Source organism: Hyphomonas sp., assembly GCF_041398465.1.
Lineage (GTDB): Bacteria > Pseudomonadota > Alphaproteobacteria > Caulobacterales > Hyphomonadaceae > Hyphomonas.
Genome location: NZ_JAWKUS010000001.1, coordinates 1,067,444 through 1,083,352, shown reverse-complemented (window position 1 = coordinate 1,083,352; position 15,909 = coordinate 1,067,444). Strand labels below are relative to the sequence as shown.

General features: G+C 63.1%; 16 protein-coding genes. 6 read left to right on the top strand and 10 right to left on the bottom strand.

Translation table 11 applies throughout. The features are described 5' to 3' along the window. Positions 1–35: 35 nt before the first annotated feature. The 5 genes from R3C98_RS05385 to motA all read right to left on the bottom strand — a co-directional run bounded on the left by R3C98_RS05385 (position 36) and on the right by motA (position 5,361). The gene (locus tag R3C98_RS05385; RefSeq protein ID WP_371313084.1) at positions 36–1,970 is read right to left on the bottom strand and encodes a cation:proton antiporter; all 1,935 of its coding nucleotides are present in this window, start codon (positions 1,968–1,970) and stop codon (positions 36–38) included. A 35-nt stretch (positions 1,971–2,005) separates the two neighbouring features. After that, on the bottom strand, positions 2,006–2,530 hold the full coding sequence (locus R3C98_RS05380) for a hypothetical protein (protein WP_371313083.1): 525 nt from the start codon (positions 2,528–2,530) through the stop codon (positions 2,006–2,008). Positions 2,531–2,579: 49 nt separating this feature from the next. After that, positions 2,580–3,590, bottom strand: a complete 1,011-nt coding sequence (locus R3C98_RS05375; protein WP_371313082.1) for an endonuclease/exonuclease/phosphatase family protein — start codon at positions 3,588–3,590, stop codon at positions 2,580–2,582. A gap of 31 nt (positions 3,591–3,621) precedes the next feature. Further along, complete coding sequence (locus R3C98_RS05370) at positions 3,622–4,419, bottom strand: hypothetical protein (RefSeq protein WP_371313081.1); 798 nt, start codon at positions 4,417–4,419, stop codon at positions 3,622–3,624. A gap of 66 nt (positions 4,420–4,485) precedes the next feature. Then, complete coding sequence (motA, locus tag R3C98_RS05365; RefSeq protein WP_371313080.1) at positions 4,486–5,361, bottom strand: flagellar motor stator protein MotA; 876 nt, start codon at positions 5,359–5,361, stop codon at positions 4,486–4,488. Positions 5,362–5,505: 144 nt separating this feature from the next. Here motA and R3C98_RS05360 point away from each other — a divergent pair, with 144 nt between their 5' ends. Then, positions 5,506–5,973, top strand: coding sequence for a hypothetical protein (locus R3C98_RS05360; RefSeq protein WP_371313079.1), 468 nt, complete (start codon positions 5,506–5,508; stop codon positions 5,971–5,973). Positions 5,974–5,976: 3 nt separating this feature from the next. Here the strand turns inward: R3C98_RS05360 and R3C98_RS05355 are convergent, their stop codons facing one another. Both R3C98_RS05355 and R3C98_RS05350 read right to left on the bottom strand, forming a co-directional pair. After that, on the bottom strand, positions 5,977–7,812 hold the full coding sequence (locus R3C98_RS05355; protein ID WP_371313078.1) for a dipeptide ABC transporter ATP-binding protein: 1,836 nt from the start codon (positions 7,810–7,812) through the stop codon (positions 5,977–5,979). Positions 7,813–7,947: 135 nt separating this feature from the next. Next, positions 7,948–8,619 carry an OmpW family protein gene (locus R3C98_RS05350; protein WP_371313077.1) on the bottom strand — a complete coding sequence of 224 codons (672 nt, stop codon included), beginning with the start codon at positions 8,617–8,619 and terminating at the stop codon, positions 7,948–7,950. Between the two features lie 307 nt (positions 8,620–8,926). On the opposite strand from R3C98_RS05350, the gene R3C98_RS05345 reads away from it, so the two are divergent. Together R3C98_RS05345 and R3C98_RS05340 are read left to right on the top strand one after the other, a co-directional pair. Then, positions 8,927–10,060 (top strand): iron-containing alcohol dehydrogenase, encoded by a 1,134-nt coding sequence (locus R3C98_RS05345; protein WP_371313076.1) that lies wholly within the window; start codon positions 8,927–8,929, stop codon positions 10,058–10,060. Positions 10,061–10,072: 12 nt separating this feature from the next. Further along, positions 10,073–10,747, top strand: coding sequence for a DNA-3-methyladenine glycosylase I (locus tag R3C98_RS05340; protein ID WP_371313075.1), 675 nt, complete (start codon positions 10,073–10,075; stop codon positions 10,745–10,747). Positions 10,748–10,763: 16 nt separating this feature from the next. On the opposite strand, the gene R3C98_RS05335 is transcribed toward R3C98_RS05340, so the two are convergent. Further along, positions 10,764–12,203: a carotenoid oxygenase family protein gene (locus R3C98_RS05335; RefSeq protein WP_371313074.1), complete on the bottom strand. Its 1,440-nt coding sequence runs from the start codon at positions 12,201–12,203 to the stop codon at positions 10,764–10,766. Positions 12,204–12,258: 55 nt separating this feature from the next. Here R3C98_RS05335 and R3C98_RS05330 point away from each other — a divergent pair, with 55 nt between their 5' ends. Further along, entirely contained in the window at positions 12,259–12,858 is a 600-nt protein-coding gene (locus R3C98_RS05330) for a TetR/AcrR family transcriptional regulator (RefSeq protein ID WP_371313073.1), read from the top strand. Between the two features lie 48 nt (positions 12,859–12,906). Further along, complete coding sequence (locus R3C98_RS05325) at positions 12,907–13,329, top strand: hypothetical protein (RefSeq protein ID WP_371313072.1); 423 nt, start codon at positions 12,907–12,909, stop codon at positions 13,327–13,329. Between the two features lie 21 nt (positions 13,330–13,350). On the opposite strand, the gene R3C98_RS05320 is transcribed toward R3C98_RS05325, so the two are convergent. After that, positions 13,351–13,731, bottom strand: coding sequence for a hypothetical protein (locus R3C98_RS05320; RefSeq protein WP_371313071.1), 381 nt, complete (start codon positions 13,729–13,731; stop codon positions 13,351–13,353). Positions 13,732–13,928: 197 nt separating this feature from the next. Between R3C98_RS05320 and R3C98_RS05315 the strand changes: the two genes are divergently transcribed. After that, positions 13,929–15,218 (top strand): polyhydroxyalkanoate depolymerase, encoded by a 1,290-nt coding sequence (locus R3C98_RS05315; RefSeq protein WP_371313070.1) that lies wholly within the window; start codon positions 13,929–13,931, stop codon positions 15,216–15,218. Here R3C98_RS05315 and R3C98_RS05310 read toward each other — a convergent pair. Beyond that, a complete protein-coding gene (locus R3C98_RS05310) occupies positions 15,215–15,904 on the bottom strand; it encodes a hypothetical protein (protein ID WP_371313069.1) in 690 nt (229 codons plus the stop codon). The genes R3C98_RS05315 and R3C98_RS05310 overlap by 4 nt on opposite strands. Positions 15,905–15,909: the final 5 nt, after the last annotated feature.

The following is a 15,909-nucleotide window of genomic DNA, read 5'->3' as shown; positions in this document are numbered from 1 at the left end:
CAGTTCAAAATACGGATTTCAAACTCAGGTTTTGGTCAAGCCGTTGCCGGAGAGCCAGCCGACTCCTCAGCGGCTTCAATTGCCGACGTCTCGGCCTCACGCGGCGGCCCGAAGCTGATCAGGACAACGCCCTCTCCGCCTTTCACCTCGCGGTGCGGCCCGAGGAAGTTCAGCGTTCCGTCCGGGCGAAGTTCAGCCACGATGTCGGTCTTCGGCCGATCGCGCTTGAAGTGCTCGATGTCATAAGTCTCGGTCAGGCGCGTCTTGGAGAATTCCCAGCCACGATAATGGTCCCGGATCAGGCTGTCATAGGAACGGCCCCGGCGGATCAGCGTACGGCCGCGCGTGGAGAGGCCGAGCGTGCGGTGATCCTCTTCCTCGGTCTCCTGCGCGGACAGCTGGAAGACCTTGTGGCGGCCAAGCTCCGGCGCGAAATGGCTGGAGACGAGCGCGTTGTAGGGTTCGTTTGCAGACAGGCCGAGCACCTGGTCGAACGCCGAATGGTCGAGGCGCACTTCGGCGTCTTCTGACAGGACTTCACCGAAGAAGGTGCTGAGACCTGCTTCGCGTGCCGGGCGCAGGCGCCGCCAGGTATTGTCCGCGAGGATCGGCTCGATGCCGACATCCTTGAGCGTGCGGGCAAAGTCGATGCTCCACGGATTGACGCCGACCAGCAGTACGCCCGGCCGCTCCTTGCGGGCAAGGCCAAGGCGCCGCGCCAGCGGGCCGATGGTGAAGCCGTGCAGGACGACCGTGGTGAACACCATGGCGAAGGCCAGCGGCGTGATCTGTTCGGCGCCGGAGAAGTAGAATTTGGAATCGCCCTGCCGTCCGAGGTCATAGAGGAGCGTCGCAAACAGGCTGGAGACGGCCACGGCGACCACACCGCGCGGCGCGATCCAGCCAAGCAGCAGGGCCTCGTTCCGCTTCAGCGTGCCGAAGGTGGAGATCCAGACCGAAAGCGGGCGCACCACGAACAGCATCACCATCAGGAAGGCGAGCGTGTTCCAGGTCAGCGCCCGGCGGATCACGTCCGGCGTCAGGTTCGCGGTCAGGATCACGAACACGCCGGAGACCAGCAGGACGGCGATATCTTCCTTGAACTTGCGCAACTCGTTGAGGCCGGCAAGGCGCGAATTGGCGAGCGTCATGCCGTAGGCGGTGACGGCGACGAGGCCGATTTCCTTCTCGATCATCTCGGCCATCGCATAGCAGAGGATGATAGAGGCGAAGATGATCGGGGCTTTCAGGTATTCCGGCGTCCAGCCCTGCCGGAAGGCGCGCACCATGCCGAGACCGAAAGCGATGCCGAGGCCGACGCCCAGCGCGGCGGCGAACACGATCATCGTGCCCTTGCCGAGGATCGACTCGCCAGTCGCGGCCACGCGGATGATTTCAAAGGCGGCGACGGCAAACAGGGCCCCTACCGGGTCGTTGACGATGCCCTCCCATTTCAGGAAGGCCCCTGACCGGCCGCCCAGTTTCGACTGGCGCAGCAGCGGCATGATCACGGTCGGCCCGGTAACCACCATCACGCCCGCAAACACAACGGCACTGCCCCAGTCGAGCCCAGCCGCATAGCGGGCGGCAAATGTGCCGAGCAGCCAGGCCAGCGGCCCGCCGACGAAGACCATGCGGCGCACGGCGGCGCCGGCTTCGCGCAGAGACTCGAATTTCAGGACAAGACCGCCCTCGAACAGGATCACGGCCACGGCCAGCGACACGATGGGACGCAGCAATTCCTTGCCGCCGCCATTGAACACGCGCTGCGGGTCCAGAAGCGGATGGCCAAACAACACGGCCCAAAGCGGGCCCACGGCCAGGCCCGCCAACGCCATCAGGACGATGGCTGGCGCCTGCAGCCGCCAGGCGAGCCATTGCGCGCCGATCCCCAGCGCCCCGATCAGGGCGCAGGCAAAGATAAGCTCGCTTGACCCTGCACTCGCCAGGGCAATCTCAAAGCCGTTCATATGTGTCCCATCTCAGGTGATGCCCCAGCGGAAACCTAAACGTCCTGCTGGGCGGTGTCATCTGCGAAGTCGAATCCGATCACCCGGCTGCCATATTCGCCATTCTTGTAGCGTTCGATCTGGTCGGTAAACCAGTTCAGAATGTGGGAGTAGATGTGATCATAGAAAGGCAGCTGGGTCTCGAAACTGAGAGGCAGCTTGAATTCATATTCCGTACCGTCCTCGATGCTGACGATGAAGGTCTCGCCCACTTTCCGGCATTCCATCGTAATGCGCAGCCAGTCATTGCCGCGGGAAAGGCGCACAGCGAGGCCGAACGCCACCGGCGAAAGCGTGCGGAAGCCGCGCGGCGGCATCGAAAAAGCCGCGTCGCCATAGGCTTTCGGCTCGAACTGGCCCGTCGGCGGCACCAGGAAGACGCAGGTCATCTCGCCCATGCCGATATAATCGCAGAGACCGCCGCGGATCTGTTCGGCAAGGCCGCGGATCCGGTCGTAATTCTCGGTGGCCAGCGCCTGATAGGTCTCAACGGTCTCGACCAGCTTGTCTAAACGGGACATGGCTGCGGGCCTCCAAATATACGGGAAAAATGCTGTGCCGGAACGTATCTTACGGCGCCAGCGGGCGTCCTTCAAACTGCAGTGTCGCGGCCAGCGGACAATGATCCGAAGCCTTCGGCTCGCTCCAGCCTACGCCCGGAAAACGTGCCCCCTCATAACGCCGCGCGCGGAACGGGGTTCCACCGCGAACGATGCGTACGTGTGGTCTGGCATTGCGCTGCGCAAGGGCCGGGGAGAGGAAGATATGGTCCAGCGCGCCATATGTGTCGTCGCCGCTATAGTGGTGGGTCCACCGGTCAAACGGGTCAGCGATGGCATGGGTGACGAGATCGACAGCGAACCCGTCATCGATCAGCGGCCCCAGGCCATGATCGTGCAGGGCCTGCCCGTCCCGCTCGAAATAGTCGTTGAAATCGCCGAGGATCACCCATTCCGCCGCAGCCGGATCAGGAAACCGGCGCTGGATCAGCAGGCGCACCGCCTGCGCCTCGGCCTGCCGGATGGCGCGGGTCTTGTGCCGCCCGCCGAACATCGACTTGAAGTGGCAGACGAAAAGCGTCAGCACGCGCCCGTCCTTCAGGATATCGGCCTCAAGACAATCCCGCCGGAAGGCATAGTCATTGACGCTCAGTCCATTTGGCGGCTTCAGCCCCAGAGAGCCATAGGTCTCCCGCGCATGGCTGCGATAATGGATCACCGGCAGGCGCGACAGCAGCCCGACATCGATGCCGCGGCTGTCATTGCCCTCCAGCAGGACACGCTCCTCGAACGCCTCCCCTGACCAGCGCGCCAGGTAGCGCGTGTCGAAGGCGGTGAGCGTGACGAGATTCTCCACCTCCTGCAGGGCGCAGACCTCGGCCTGCGTGGCGCCGAGCGCCTCTGCGGTGAGCGTGCGGTCATCCTCAGAGAGGACGTTGAAGACCGAATCCACCTGCGCCGCGACCGTCGCATCGTCGACTTCCGTCAGCCGCTCGCGCGCCCGCGCAATGCCCGCACGGGCAAAGTCGCAGCGCATCATCAGGTTTTCGCAATTGAAAGTGGCGAGGCGGAGTTCAGGCATCGGGACGTGATGGGGTCAGCTCAGACCGGGGTCAATGATTCGGCTGTCCTGGCGGAGAATATGGGGCCTCCTCTGCGCCGAGAGAGCGCAGCAGATCTAGCGTGGTCTGGCGCGTTCTTTGGAGGACTTGCCCATGAAGAACGGAATACTCCATCATTGTGCGGAGCGTGCCTGCCAGTTCCGGTGTATCGCGGACGAGCGCCACGAATTCCTCTTCCGGTATCGCAGCGAATGGGCTGAAGCCCTGCTTCTGGCCGATAAAGACAGCCTGATTCCGGAACGCCCTGAACGTCGTAGTCTGCGCGGCTTCGATATCCTCCCATTGCGCGCGGTAAGCCTGCAGCTTCGTGACCAAATCATGGTCCCGGATCAGGTCGAGGCGGCCGGTTGCCATCAACGTGTCGAAGGCCGTGCTGCTCTGGCCGGGATATAAGCGCACAACCGCAAGTGCCCACAGGTGCCGTTTGTCTTCGTCCGACATATCCGCCGGGGCCGCCACATCCAACTGCCCACCCGGGATGACCGCGACGTCGACCGGCAGCGTGATCGTGGACGCCGGCGCAAGGCCCGCCTGGTCCAATGTGTAATACGCAGCGCGAACATTGATGTCCGCCATGTCGATGCCGCTCTGCAGGTTCTGCGCGTCAGACTGCAGGTCGACGACGATTTTCGCCAGGAAGTCCCGCTCAAGCGAGGCGTCGGCACGTGACTGGTTCCAGTTGCCGAGCTGGATACCGATGAACACACCGAACACGACGATGACAAAATCAATCGCCACCGCAGTCCAGTTCTGGGCCTTCACATGTTCCATGACGCGGCGAAGCAGCATTCGTTTCCCCCTCCAACGAAGAGCGAGACACTATAGGTCCGCCATCACAGAATAGACAAATGCCTATCAGGCCGCCGCGCGTTCCGCGAAACGGGCGGCTTGCTGGGCGCGTTCGAGGTCTTCGGCTTCCGGCCGCAGGTCTGCCGGGATGGCGGCGCGGCCGAGTTCGACGCAGATGCCGGGCTGGATGCCGCTGCCGAAAGCGGCGAGCGTCGTGCGGGCGGTTTCAAGCATGATCGCTTCGTCTTCCACGACCTGCCCGAAACGGGCGGCCAGCGGGCCCACGACGCCATAGGCGAGGAACACGCCGAGGAAGGTGCCGAGCAGCGCCGATCCGATCATCGCGCCCAGCACGGCGGGCGACTGGTCGATCGAGCCCATGGTGCGGATGATGCCCAGCACGGCGGCGACGATGCCGAGGGCGGGCAACGCATCCGCCACGGTGTGCAGCGCGGCGACGGCTTTCATGCGGCGGCCGAGGTTCTGGTGGATCGACTGGTCCATATGCGCCTCGGCACGGGCCGGGTCCGACAGGTCCAGCGCCATCAGGCGGAAGGCGTCGCAGATGAGCGAGCGGGCCGCGTCATCGTCGCGGATGGCGGGCGCTGCGGCGAAGGTTTCGGACTCCATCGGCTGTTCGATGTCGGACTCGATGGAGACAAAGCCGCCCCGGCGGGCCTTCCGCATCAGCGTGCCGAGCAGGACCAGCATCGACTGGTAGTCTTCGCGCGTCCATTTTGCGCCGCTGAAAGCCTTCAGCACCCCTGCCCCGGCCTCTTTCGCGACGGCGGGCGAATTGCCGATGACCAGCGTTCCGATCGCCGCCCCGCCAATCAGGGCGAGCTCAAACGGCAGTGCCTCCATCGCCATATGGCCGCCTGTGAAGATCAGGCCGCCAAAGACGAGCGCAACAACAAGGATGAGGCCGATCAGCTGAGGCAAACACGCATTCCTTCGCGAAGAATACGCCACTTTCGCACAGGGGTCTTAAGCCAATGTTGCGGTGCGGATACGCCAAATGTGCTGAGGGACGTGCCCCTGCGCGCGATTCTGTCTATAAAATCGGAAGCCTAACGGAGTGACCCGATGCGCCTTGCGATCCTGATTGCCAGCCTGCTGACCGCCCTGCCCGCCATGGCAGAGCCGGTTGAGGCCGCTGGCGACTATCGCATTTGCGCGCCGGAGGCCAGCGAAGCGGGGCGCGGCCTCGTCGCGAAATCCTGCGGCACGCTGGCCGTGCCGGACTTTTCAGGCGTCGAGTTCCAGTCCGCCGGGGAGATGGAAGATGCCCGCTCCTTGCGCGACGGCTTCCTTCTGGGCGTGAAAGTCTATGGCCGCTGCGTGTCGGACTTCATCGCCGCCCAGGTCTCCGCGGAAGGCCCCGCCGCAGATCAGGCCGCCTGCGCCCATTCCTGGGCCGAGGACAAGGCGACAGAAGCGATCCGCGGGTTCGGCCAGGCCTGTATCGCCTATGCCAACCGCTCTGTCATGGACATTCGCCTGCCGGTCTATGAAGGCCCATGTTATCCGGAGACGGACGAGACCGGCGGCTGAGCGTCAGCTCGCAATCAATCCTTCCGTGCCCAGCATCGCGTCATGTTCCGCCACGAGGTGACCGGGGGAGACTTCGATCAGTTGCGGGCGGTATTGTTCCGCATCCGCATCATCGACCAGTTTCGACTTCATGAAGCGCAGGGCCGCGCGGCTGTCGAGCGGGCTCGGCAGGTCACCGGAGAGTTTCAGTTTCTCACGCGCCTTCTCGCTTTTCGGATCCGCATTCGGTACGGCGGCGATGAGGGCCTTGGTGTAGGGGTGGCGCGCATCGGTGTAGATGTCCGCCCGCCCGGCCAGCTCCACGACACGTCCGAGATAAAGCACCATGACGCGGTGGCTGATCTGGCGCACGACGGCGAGGTCGTGACTGATGAAGATCATGGCAAGGCCAAACTCCTTCTGGAGTTCGATCAGCAGGTCCACGACCTGCGCCTGCACCGACACGTCGAGGGCGGAGACAGCCTCGTCGCAGATCACCAGTTTCGGCTTCAGGATCATCGCGCGGGCAATGCCGACGCGCTGGTTCTGGCCGCCGGACAGCTCGTGCGGATAACGGTTGATGAGGGCCGGGTCGAGGCCGACGCGCGGCAGGATCTCGCGTACTTGTGCTTCCCGTTCGGCCTTTGAAAGGTTCGGCTTGTGGACCTGAAGCGGCTCGGCAATGGAGGCGCCGATGCTCATGCGCGGGTCGAGACTGGCCAGCGGATCCTGGAAGACGATCTGAAGGTCGTCGCGCAGGCTGTTCATCTCGCCCTGCCCGGCTTTCGTGATGTCGCGGCCAAGCCAGGCGACCGTTCCGTCCGTCGGCGGAATGAGTTTCAGCACACCGCGCGCCAGCGTGGACTTGCCGCAACCGGATTCGCCCACCACGCCCAGCGTCTCGCCGGGCTTCAGGTCGAATGATACGCCATCGACCGCTTTCAGCGGTTTGCGCTTGCCGAACAGGCCGCCCTTCACCTGGATCGGGAAATGGATCTTCATGTCATCGACGCTCAGGATCGGCTCGACGCTCGCCTCAGGCGGCGGTATCAGGGCCGGCCGGCCCGGACGGTCTGCTTCGTCAATACGCGGCACCGCATTCAACAGCATCTTCGTATAGTCGGCCTTCGGCGCGTAGAAAATGTCGTCGGTATTGCCCTCTTCGACGATCTCGCCATGACGCATGACGATGACGCGGTCACACATGCGGGCGACGACGCCCATATTGTGCGTGATCAGCGCAATGCCGGTGCCGGTCTCGCGCTTCAGCTCGTCCATCAGCTCCAGCACCTGCGCCTGCACCGTCACGTCGAGCGCCGTGGTCGGCTCGTCCGCGATCAGGATTTCCGGATTGCACAGCATGGCGATGGCGATCATCACACGCTGGCGCATGCCGCCAGACAGTTCATGCGGGAACTGGTTCATGCGGCGCATGGCTTCCGGAATGCGCACATTCTCAAGCCATTCGATGCAGTGCTTGTCCGCTGCTTCGCCCTTCTCGCCTGTGTGAAGGGCCAGCACTTCGCGCATCTGCGCGCCGACCGTCATGTGCGGGGTGAGGCTCGTCAGCGGGTCCTGGAAGATCATCGAAACGCGCGCACCGCGGATCTTGCGCAGCGTCTGGACGGGGGCGGTCAGCATGTCCGTGCCGTCGAACAGGATCTCGCCCGTGGCGGCACCATTGCCGGCCAGAAGGCCCATCGTGGCTAGCGCCGACTGGCTCTTGCCGGAGCCGCTTTCGCCGACAATGCCCAGGCATTCGCCGGCGGCCAGGTCGAAATTGATGCCCTTCACGGCGTTTACGGGGCCGTCAGGCGTGTCGAACGTGACCCGCAGGTCTTTCACGGAGAGAATGCTCATGGCCTTCATCTGTAGCGGCCGCGGACGGGCGCGCAACAATCGTGCGCACAAAAATGGCCGCGCCCGGGGAGGGGCACGGCCAAGTTACCAAGTCTTCCGCAAGAAAAGGGATATAAACGGAAGCTCAGGGAGACCTTAGAACTTGTAGCCGAAGCCAAGTCCCAGAACGGTGGGGTTGATGTCGACATCGGCTTTCACCTTGGCGCCAAGGGCCGTGGTGAAGTCGACGGTGACGTCGCTGTTGATCCAGATCTTCTTGACGTCAGCGTTGAAGGCCCAGCCGCCTGGCTGACCGTCGAGGTCGAAGTCAAAACCGATCTGCAGCGCCGGTCCGATGCTCGGATCGTAGTCGATGCCGTCGGCAACAGGGCCAGCGTCCTCATTGTAGAACAGCGTGGCGTTGATACCGGCACCGACATACGGCTTGAACTGGCCGCCATGGTCGAAGTGGTACTGCAGCGTCAGCGTCGGGGGCAGAACCCACACATCGCCGAGCGGCACGTCCGCGCCACCAACGGCTGCCACCGTGGTTGCTTTCACATCATGCTGCGTGGTCGCCAGGATCAGCTCGGCAGCGATGTGCTTGTTGAAGAAGTAGCTGATGTCGAGTTCCGGAACGAATTCTTCGCTGATGTCGACGTTGCCACCGAGGGCGGCGCCGCCGACCGTAAGATCAGCCGACTCGTTCGGCATCACACCGATAACGCGGCCGCGGATCATCCACGGATTGTCATCAGCCGCTGCGACCCCCGCAACAGTTGTCCAAGTTGCGCTCGCCAGGAGCGCGGCACAGAAGAGGCGTTTCATGTCTTTCCCTCCATGAAAAGAATGCCGATGGCGTGGAGATAGACCCCTGTTTTTTGGGATATAATTAGCCAGTTTGACGCGCGCCGAGGTGCCGCGCGACACGGGCGCGCAACTAGGTATTTCCCCGAATTGTGAGTTCCTGGAAGCACCTGCAAATTCACAGAACGCAACCTCGGATGGGATGTATTAACGCCAGTGAGCCCTATCGGGTTCGACAGGGCGGAACGCCGCATCCAGAGATGGGGGGCTTGCGTCTGCCCCCTCCCCCCCGCAAAAGTGCCAGCGCTGTATTTGAGGAGCTGCACCCATGCCCGTTTTGACCTTTCTGACCACCTGTATTTTTGACTCCGGCGCGCTCAAGCAGCTGCCGAACGTGGTCAAGAATCTGGGCATCACCCGTCCCTTCATTGTCACGGACCCGGGCATCAAGGCCGTCGGTATTCTGGCGAAAGTGGAAGATGCGCTCGGCATGGCGCCAGCCGGCGTGTTTGCCGACACGGTTCCCAACCCGCTGGAATCCCAGGCCAAGCAGGCGGCGGCCGCTTACAAGGAATGCGGCGCCGACGGTCTGATCGCGGTCGGCGGCGGCTCCTCCATGGACCATGCCAAGGCGATCGGCCTGCTGGTCAGCCATCCCGACCCTCTCGAAACCTATGCCGCGATTTCCGGCGGCGCGAAGAAGATCAAGAAGATCCCGCCGCTGATCGCCATCCCGACGACCGCCGGTACGGGTTCCGAAGTCTCCGTCGGCCTGATCTCGACGCTGGAGAACGGCCGGAAGGAAACCATCGTTTCCCCGAACCTGATCCCGTCCACCGCCATCTGCGACCCGGACCTGACACTCGGCCTGCCCGCCGGTCTCACCGCAGCGACCGGCATGGACGCCGTGACCCACTGTATCGAGGCCGTTCTGGCACCTGCCGTGAATCCGCCTGCGGAAGGTATCGGCTATGATGGTGTCTATCGCGCCCTGGGTGATGGCTGGCTGAAAAAAGCCGTTCAGGACGGGTCGGACCCGGACGCCCGCTGGCACATGATGATGGCCAGCTATGAAGGCGCCCTCGCCTTCGTCAAAGGCCTTGGCGGCGTCCACGCCCTCTCCCATGCGGCCGGACGCCTGCATGAGAAGAAGCTGCACCACGGCACGCTGAACGCGATCTTCCTGCCGCACATCCTGCGCTTCCACGAAGGCGCTGCGGACGCGAAATATGCCCGCCTGCGTCAGGCCATGGGCCTGAAGGAAGGGGCAGACCTCGCCGACGCCATTGCCAAGCTGAACGAGGACATCGGCATTCCGTCCACGCTGAAGGAAATCGGTCTCGGCATGGAAGACGCCGAAGGCATCGTCCAGTACGCACTGAAAGACCTTGCACACTTCGGAAATCCGAAGCCTATGAGTGCGGACGATTACGCGAAGGTCTACGAGACCGCGCTCGGATAAGGGACAATTCTCATGGCGCGAAAGTTCGCCCCGATCCTGAAAATGGCCGCTGGCCATCATGGCGGACGGGCGAACGCGCTGGAGATGTCGCAAAACTCGCATGCGGTGGCGGACCTGTCGAAAGTGTCCGCCGACCGTTTGCTCTCGGTGATGACCCGCTGCGTGTTCAATGCCGGGTTCAACTGGAAAGTCATCGACGCCAAGTGGGACGGCTTTGAAGCCGCCTTCGAGGGTTTCGATCCCGGCAAGCTCGCCTTCTTCGGTGACGAGATGCTGGACCGCCTGGTCTCTGACGAACGCATTGTGCGCAACGGCCAGAAGATCAAGGCGACGCTGGAAAACGCGAAATTCGTGGCGGACGTTGAGGCCAGGGAAGGCGGCTTCGGCCATTTCCTCGCCAATTGGCCTGCGGACGACCAGCTGGGGTTGATGGCCACACTGAACAAACGCGGCTCACGCCTCGGCGGCGCGACGGGGGCTTATTTCCTGCGTTTTGTGGGCTGGGATGCCTGGATCGCCTCGCCCCATGTCTGCGCGGCATTGATGCGCGAGGGCGTGCTCGACAAGCCGCAGGCCACGTCGAAGCGTGACCTGACCGCGCTACAGAACGCCATCAACGACTATCACAATGACAGCGGCCTGCCCCGCGCCCAGATCAGCCGCCTGCTCGCAATGAGCGTGGGCTAATCCGGAGAAGCGTCCCTCACGCCTGCGGAACGAAATTGCCGTGGAAGCCTGGCGGGATGCGGTAAGGAATATGAATCTCGGCAACCGGTGGCGCGGTGAAGTTCGCCGCGTCCAGCACCACGAAGTCTGACGTTTCCGACTCCACATTGCTGACATAGCCGATCAGCCAGCCCTCATCCTCTTCGGCATTTTCATGCGCCGGCACGAAGACAAATTCCGCCGGTACCCGGCCAGGACCGAAGTCATGCACTTCGCGTTTGCCCGCCCCAAGATCATGCTTGTACAGACAGGTCGCGCCGACAAAACCGTCATCTGCCCGCTCGGGCAGTGCCACAGCATAGGCATAGCGATAGGGCTTGCCGGTCAGGCGCTCGTCATAGCGCGGGAATTCCTGCGGCGCCGGGTCGACCACTTCACGGGTTACCGACTTCGCGACCGGGTCCATGGTCAGGGACTCAAATTTCGCGGTCGGCGAGTCGGGGCCGTGCCCATCGGTGTCGAACATGGTCTCATAGACGCAGGCGTCCATGACCACCTTGCCATCTTCCGTCTCGTAGGCGTTTGCGGGGTGGAAAATGAAACAGGGATCGACATCGCACCAGATGATGTCTTCCCCCCTGCCCTCGCGCGGAAGGAGGCCGATGCGCGCCTTGTGTTTCGGGTTCCAGCGGAAGGGAAAGCTTGCTCCGCCGATCAGGGCCGACATGGAAAAGGTCACCGGAAGGTCCAAGACGATCACATAGTTCGGCGTGATCTGGCAGTCATGGATCATCGGACCGTTCTTCACGGCGATCGGCTCGTTGCGGCGGACATGGCCGCTGGTGTCGACGACCGTGTGCCAGATCGTATCGGGATGTTGGGCCTCGTAGCAGATTGCGTGCATCTCGCCTGTGTCCGGATCCAGATGCGGGTGCGCGGAATAGGACTCACCCAGCGTGCCGTCGAAATCCGAATGAGCGACAGTGGCGAGATCATCCGCCATCTCGACCGGATACCCGCCCGCCTCGACGATGGCCCACAGCTTCCCGGCATGGCCGACAATGTTGGTGTTGGCGACATCCGTACGCGGATGGCGTGGGCCGGGCGCGCGGCGCTCTCCCAGCGCATCGCTGACCGCGTTGGAACGGACCCAGCGGTTACGATACCACAGCGCCTTGCCATCCTGCAGCCGGATGCCGTGGATCATGGCGTCGCCGATGAACCAGTGATGCGTCGCAGCGTTCACCTTGGCCAGCGGGTTCGGCCCGTTGCGGACATAAAGCCCGTTCAGCGCGGCGGGGATTTCGCCTGTCACTTTCAGCGCCGTGTCGGTCACTTCTTCCGTGACCGGCGTATGCAGGCCTTCCAGGAAAGGGTTGGGGCCTTTTGACTTCTTGCGTTCGCGGTTGAAGTCGGCGATGGCCACGACGCCTTTGGTGACGACGCCGCGAATGGCGGATTCTACTGGGCTGGGCATGATCGTGACTCCGTGTCGCGTTGCAGAAACAGGAAACTATGTTTACAGTGATAACATGACATCGGATGATAACACTGTCAACATGAAGCCGCGCGACGGGCGCTACCATCATGGCGACCTGCGCTCCGCCCTCATCGAGGAAGGCCTCGCCCAGTTGGACGTGAAAGCGCCGGATGCGGTCAGCCTGCGGGAAATCGCGCGCAATGTCGGCGTGTCGGCCACCGCGGTTTACCGGCACTTCCCGGACAAGGCCGCGCTTCTGAATGCGTTGTGCGGCGTGGGCGGTGAGCGCCTGGCCGAAGCGTTCCGGGAAGCGATGGATGGCGCCGACGATCAGCGGGCAGCCTTCAGGGCCATGGGGCGGGCCTATGTAAAGTTCGCCCTGCGCAATCCGTCCGTTTTTCGCCTGATGATGACGCAGCGCCCCCCCGAAGGGGACCGTAACGAAACGCCCTGCGCCACGGACAAGCCTTTCGGCATGCTGTCAGACACGCTCAGCGAACTGATGCCAACAGATGCCTCCAAGGATGACCGGAAGATCAAGCGCCTTCAGGCCTGGTCGATGGTCCATGGCCTGGCCATGCTGATGCTGGACGGACAGGTTCCGCCGGACGAAGCGCTGGTGGATCAGGTCATCGTCGCGAGCTTTGTCTAGACGGATCAGGCTCTAGGCTGATCCGCGAATCCGGCGCATATTCGGGCCATGTTCCAGAACCTCACTGCCCTCGCCTCGAATTTAGGTCTCATCTTCTCCGCCCTGGCGATCGGCTCGTCCTGGGTGGCGGCGATCGCAGCGCCGAACTGCAGTTTTGAGGAACTGGATGGCAGCCGGGCCGACCGGCACGTGCGCGAGCTGCTCCACGCGACCTCCACACCGATTGCCGGCATGATGCTGGCGGCGGGGGCCTGTTTCCTGCTGGCAACCGATTGGGCCGCAGGCGTCACCGCATTGCTGGCCGCCTTCGGCTTCTATTCGAACCGCTGGATGCTGGCGCCGAAAACCGGCAAGGCTCCGAAAGGGTCGCGCACCAGCCGCAAGGGCCAGCGCGCCGTCTCGGTCAGCCTGTCGCTGATTTTCATGCTGGTGGCGATTGTCGCCGCGATCCTCGGAATGGTCGGGATCTGAGGCCGGAACGTCTTGCCGGGTCTATTCGTAGACCAGCCACATACAGCCCAGCTCATGCAGGCGGCGGAAATTGTCCGTTGAACGCCGGGCCGCATTCCGTGCCGCTTCGCCAGCGGACTTGCGGTTGGCCGCCAGCATCAGCACGCAGGCAGCAAGGCCAACGAAGAACATCCACCAGGCCACGGTGATCGTGCCCACGCCGCCAATAAAGCAAAGGCCGTAGGCGACGGCGTCCAACGTCCGGAATCGCAGGCTGTTGTGTGCGCCGAACTCGTTCAGCAGGTCCGGCTTCTTGTGCAGGGCCTCGGCATCGATCGCGAAGCGCTGGTCGGCATGATGGAACAGCACGGTCCGGGTCATTCGCCCGCCCTGATGCGGATTGGGTTCGCATTTGAGGAACATGGGTCAGGCCTCTTTGCCGGTTGAGACCTAAAAACTAGCAGCCGCTCCTTAACCCGAGACGGGCGGGAAATTGAAAGTTTCAGGCAAATTCAATCGACTGCGTTAACCCGCCGGTAAGGCGCCTGGCTGGCGAATCCATTTGCCACATCCGGATTGCGGACATATGCTGCGGTGCAACATGAGAGGTAGGTCGGGCGATGCTGTACTCCCTTGTCGAATTGAACCGAGCCGCGATGGCGCCGATGCGTCTGGCTGTGCGTGCAGGCCGTATGGCGATGCACTCGTCGATGAACCCCATCGCGAACACGGAATACGGCAAGGCGCTCTCCGCCTTTGCGGACGTTTTCGAAAGCGCCACCCGCTATTATGGCAAGCCTGAATGGGGCATCGAGTCGGTCAAGATCAACAGCGCCCCGGTTGGCGTGACCCCGACCGTCGCGTGGCGCTCGCCTTGGTGCAATCTGATTCATTTCCGCAAGGATCCGGACGCACTTGCTTTCGCCCGCAAGCCGGGCTCGGCGCCCCTGCCCCGCATGCTGATCGTGGCACCGCTGTCGGGTCACTACGCCACCCTGCTGCGCGGAACGGTCGAAGGCTTCCTGGCGACCCATGACGTCTACATTACCGACTGGGCCGATGCGCGCATGGCGCCGGTCTGGCTCGGCCGGTTTGACCTCGACGATTACATGGACCATGTCCGCAAGATGATCACCCATATCGGCCCCGGCGCGCATGTGCTGGGCGTTTGCCAGCCGGGTCCGCCGGTTCTGGCAGCGATCTCGATGATGGCCGAGGACGATGATCCGAACCGCCCCGCCTCAATGACCTTCATGGGTTCGCCCATCGATACCCGCCGCAGCCCGACCGTGCCGAACGAACTGGCCGAGGAGCGCGACTTCAGCTGGTTCGAAGAGAACATGATCCACACCGTGCCGGGCCCCTATCCGGGCGCTTTCCGGCGCGTCTATCCGGGTTTCGTGCAGCTGGCGTCCTTCATGAACATGAACTGGGGCCGTCACGTCGATGCGCAGTGGCGCTTCTTCAACCATCTGGTCGAAGGCGACGGCGACAATGCCGGCAAGCACCGCGAGTTCTATGACGAATACCTCTCCGTCCTCGACCTGACGGAAGAATTCTACCTTCAGACCATCCTGCGTGTGTTCCAGGAACACCATTTGCCGCGTGGCATCATGAAATACCGCTACACACGCCAGATCCGTCCGGAGAAGATCCGCGACGTGGCGCTGATGACGGTCGAAGGCGAAAAAGACGATATTTCCGGCATCGGCCAGACGCAGGCGGCGCACGACCTCTGCACCAAGCTGCCAAAGGAAATGCAGCTGGACTACATCCAGCCGGGCGTCGGCCATTACGGTGTCTTCAACGGCAACCGCTTCCGGACCGAGATCGCCCCGCGCGTGACCGAGTTCACCCGCCGCTTCACCAATCGCGAGCTGGACGAAGCCGCGCTGGAAAAGCAGCACTAGCTGCGTTTCAGGCGAACCGTCAGGCAGTCTGCAGGCAGCGCCGGATCGGCGGCATCCGGTGTGCGCAGATAGGCTTCCGCCTTGGCCATCGCCGCCGCTTCCGCAGCGCCTTCTCCCGCTGAAGCGTCAATCTGGCCAAGCGTTTCCTGGCTCACGCAGGACAGGCCTTCGATGCGGATAGCGCCATTTTCAGCGGCATGCAGGCTGACGGCGAACGGGAGCTCCGGCCCGAAAGGTACGACAAGATTATCTTCCAGAACGCTGCCCGCCTGATCGGCAGGGCTGTAGCGTACCTTGTAGACAAGCCCGGTCTCGAAACGCTGCACGGTGAACCGGGTTCGCAGGCTTGCCAGCCAATCGATCATGGCGCGGTTGCGATCCGCCTTGGCATGCTCCTGCTTCAGGGTGGCGAACGCTTCCGCCATTTCGGCCATCGGGTCGAGTATGGCGTCCGGTCTGGCACTTGGGTGCAGGATGCTGGCAGGCGGCATCAGGCCGGATCCGCCCGCACCGCTCGCGACATTGTACTGGCCATAGGTGAGACAGGCCGTAATCCCGGCCGCGAGGGCGGCGGAGGACATCTTGGCCAGTATGGGCAGGGTCAGCATGGGGCGGCGGTCTCCGGTTGTCAGACCTCCAGCTTCTCCGCCGATTTCGTAAACAGGCCCCTTCTGTCTGGACTGCATGCGTG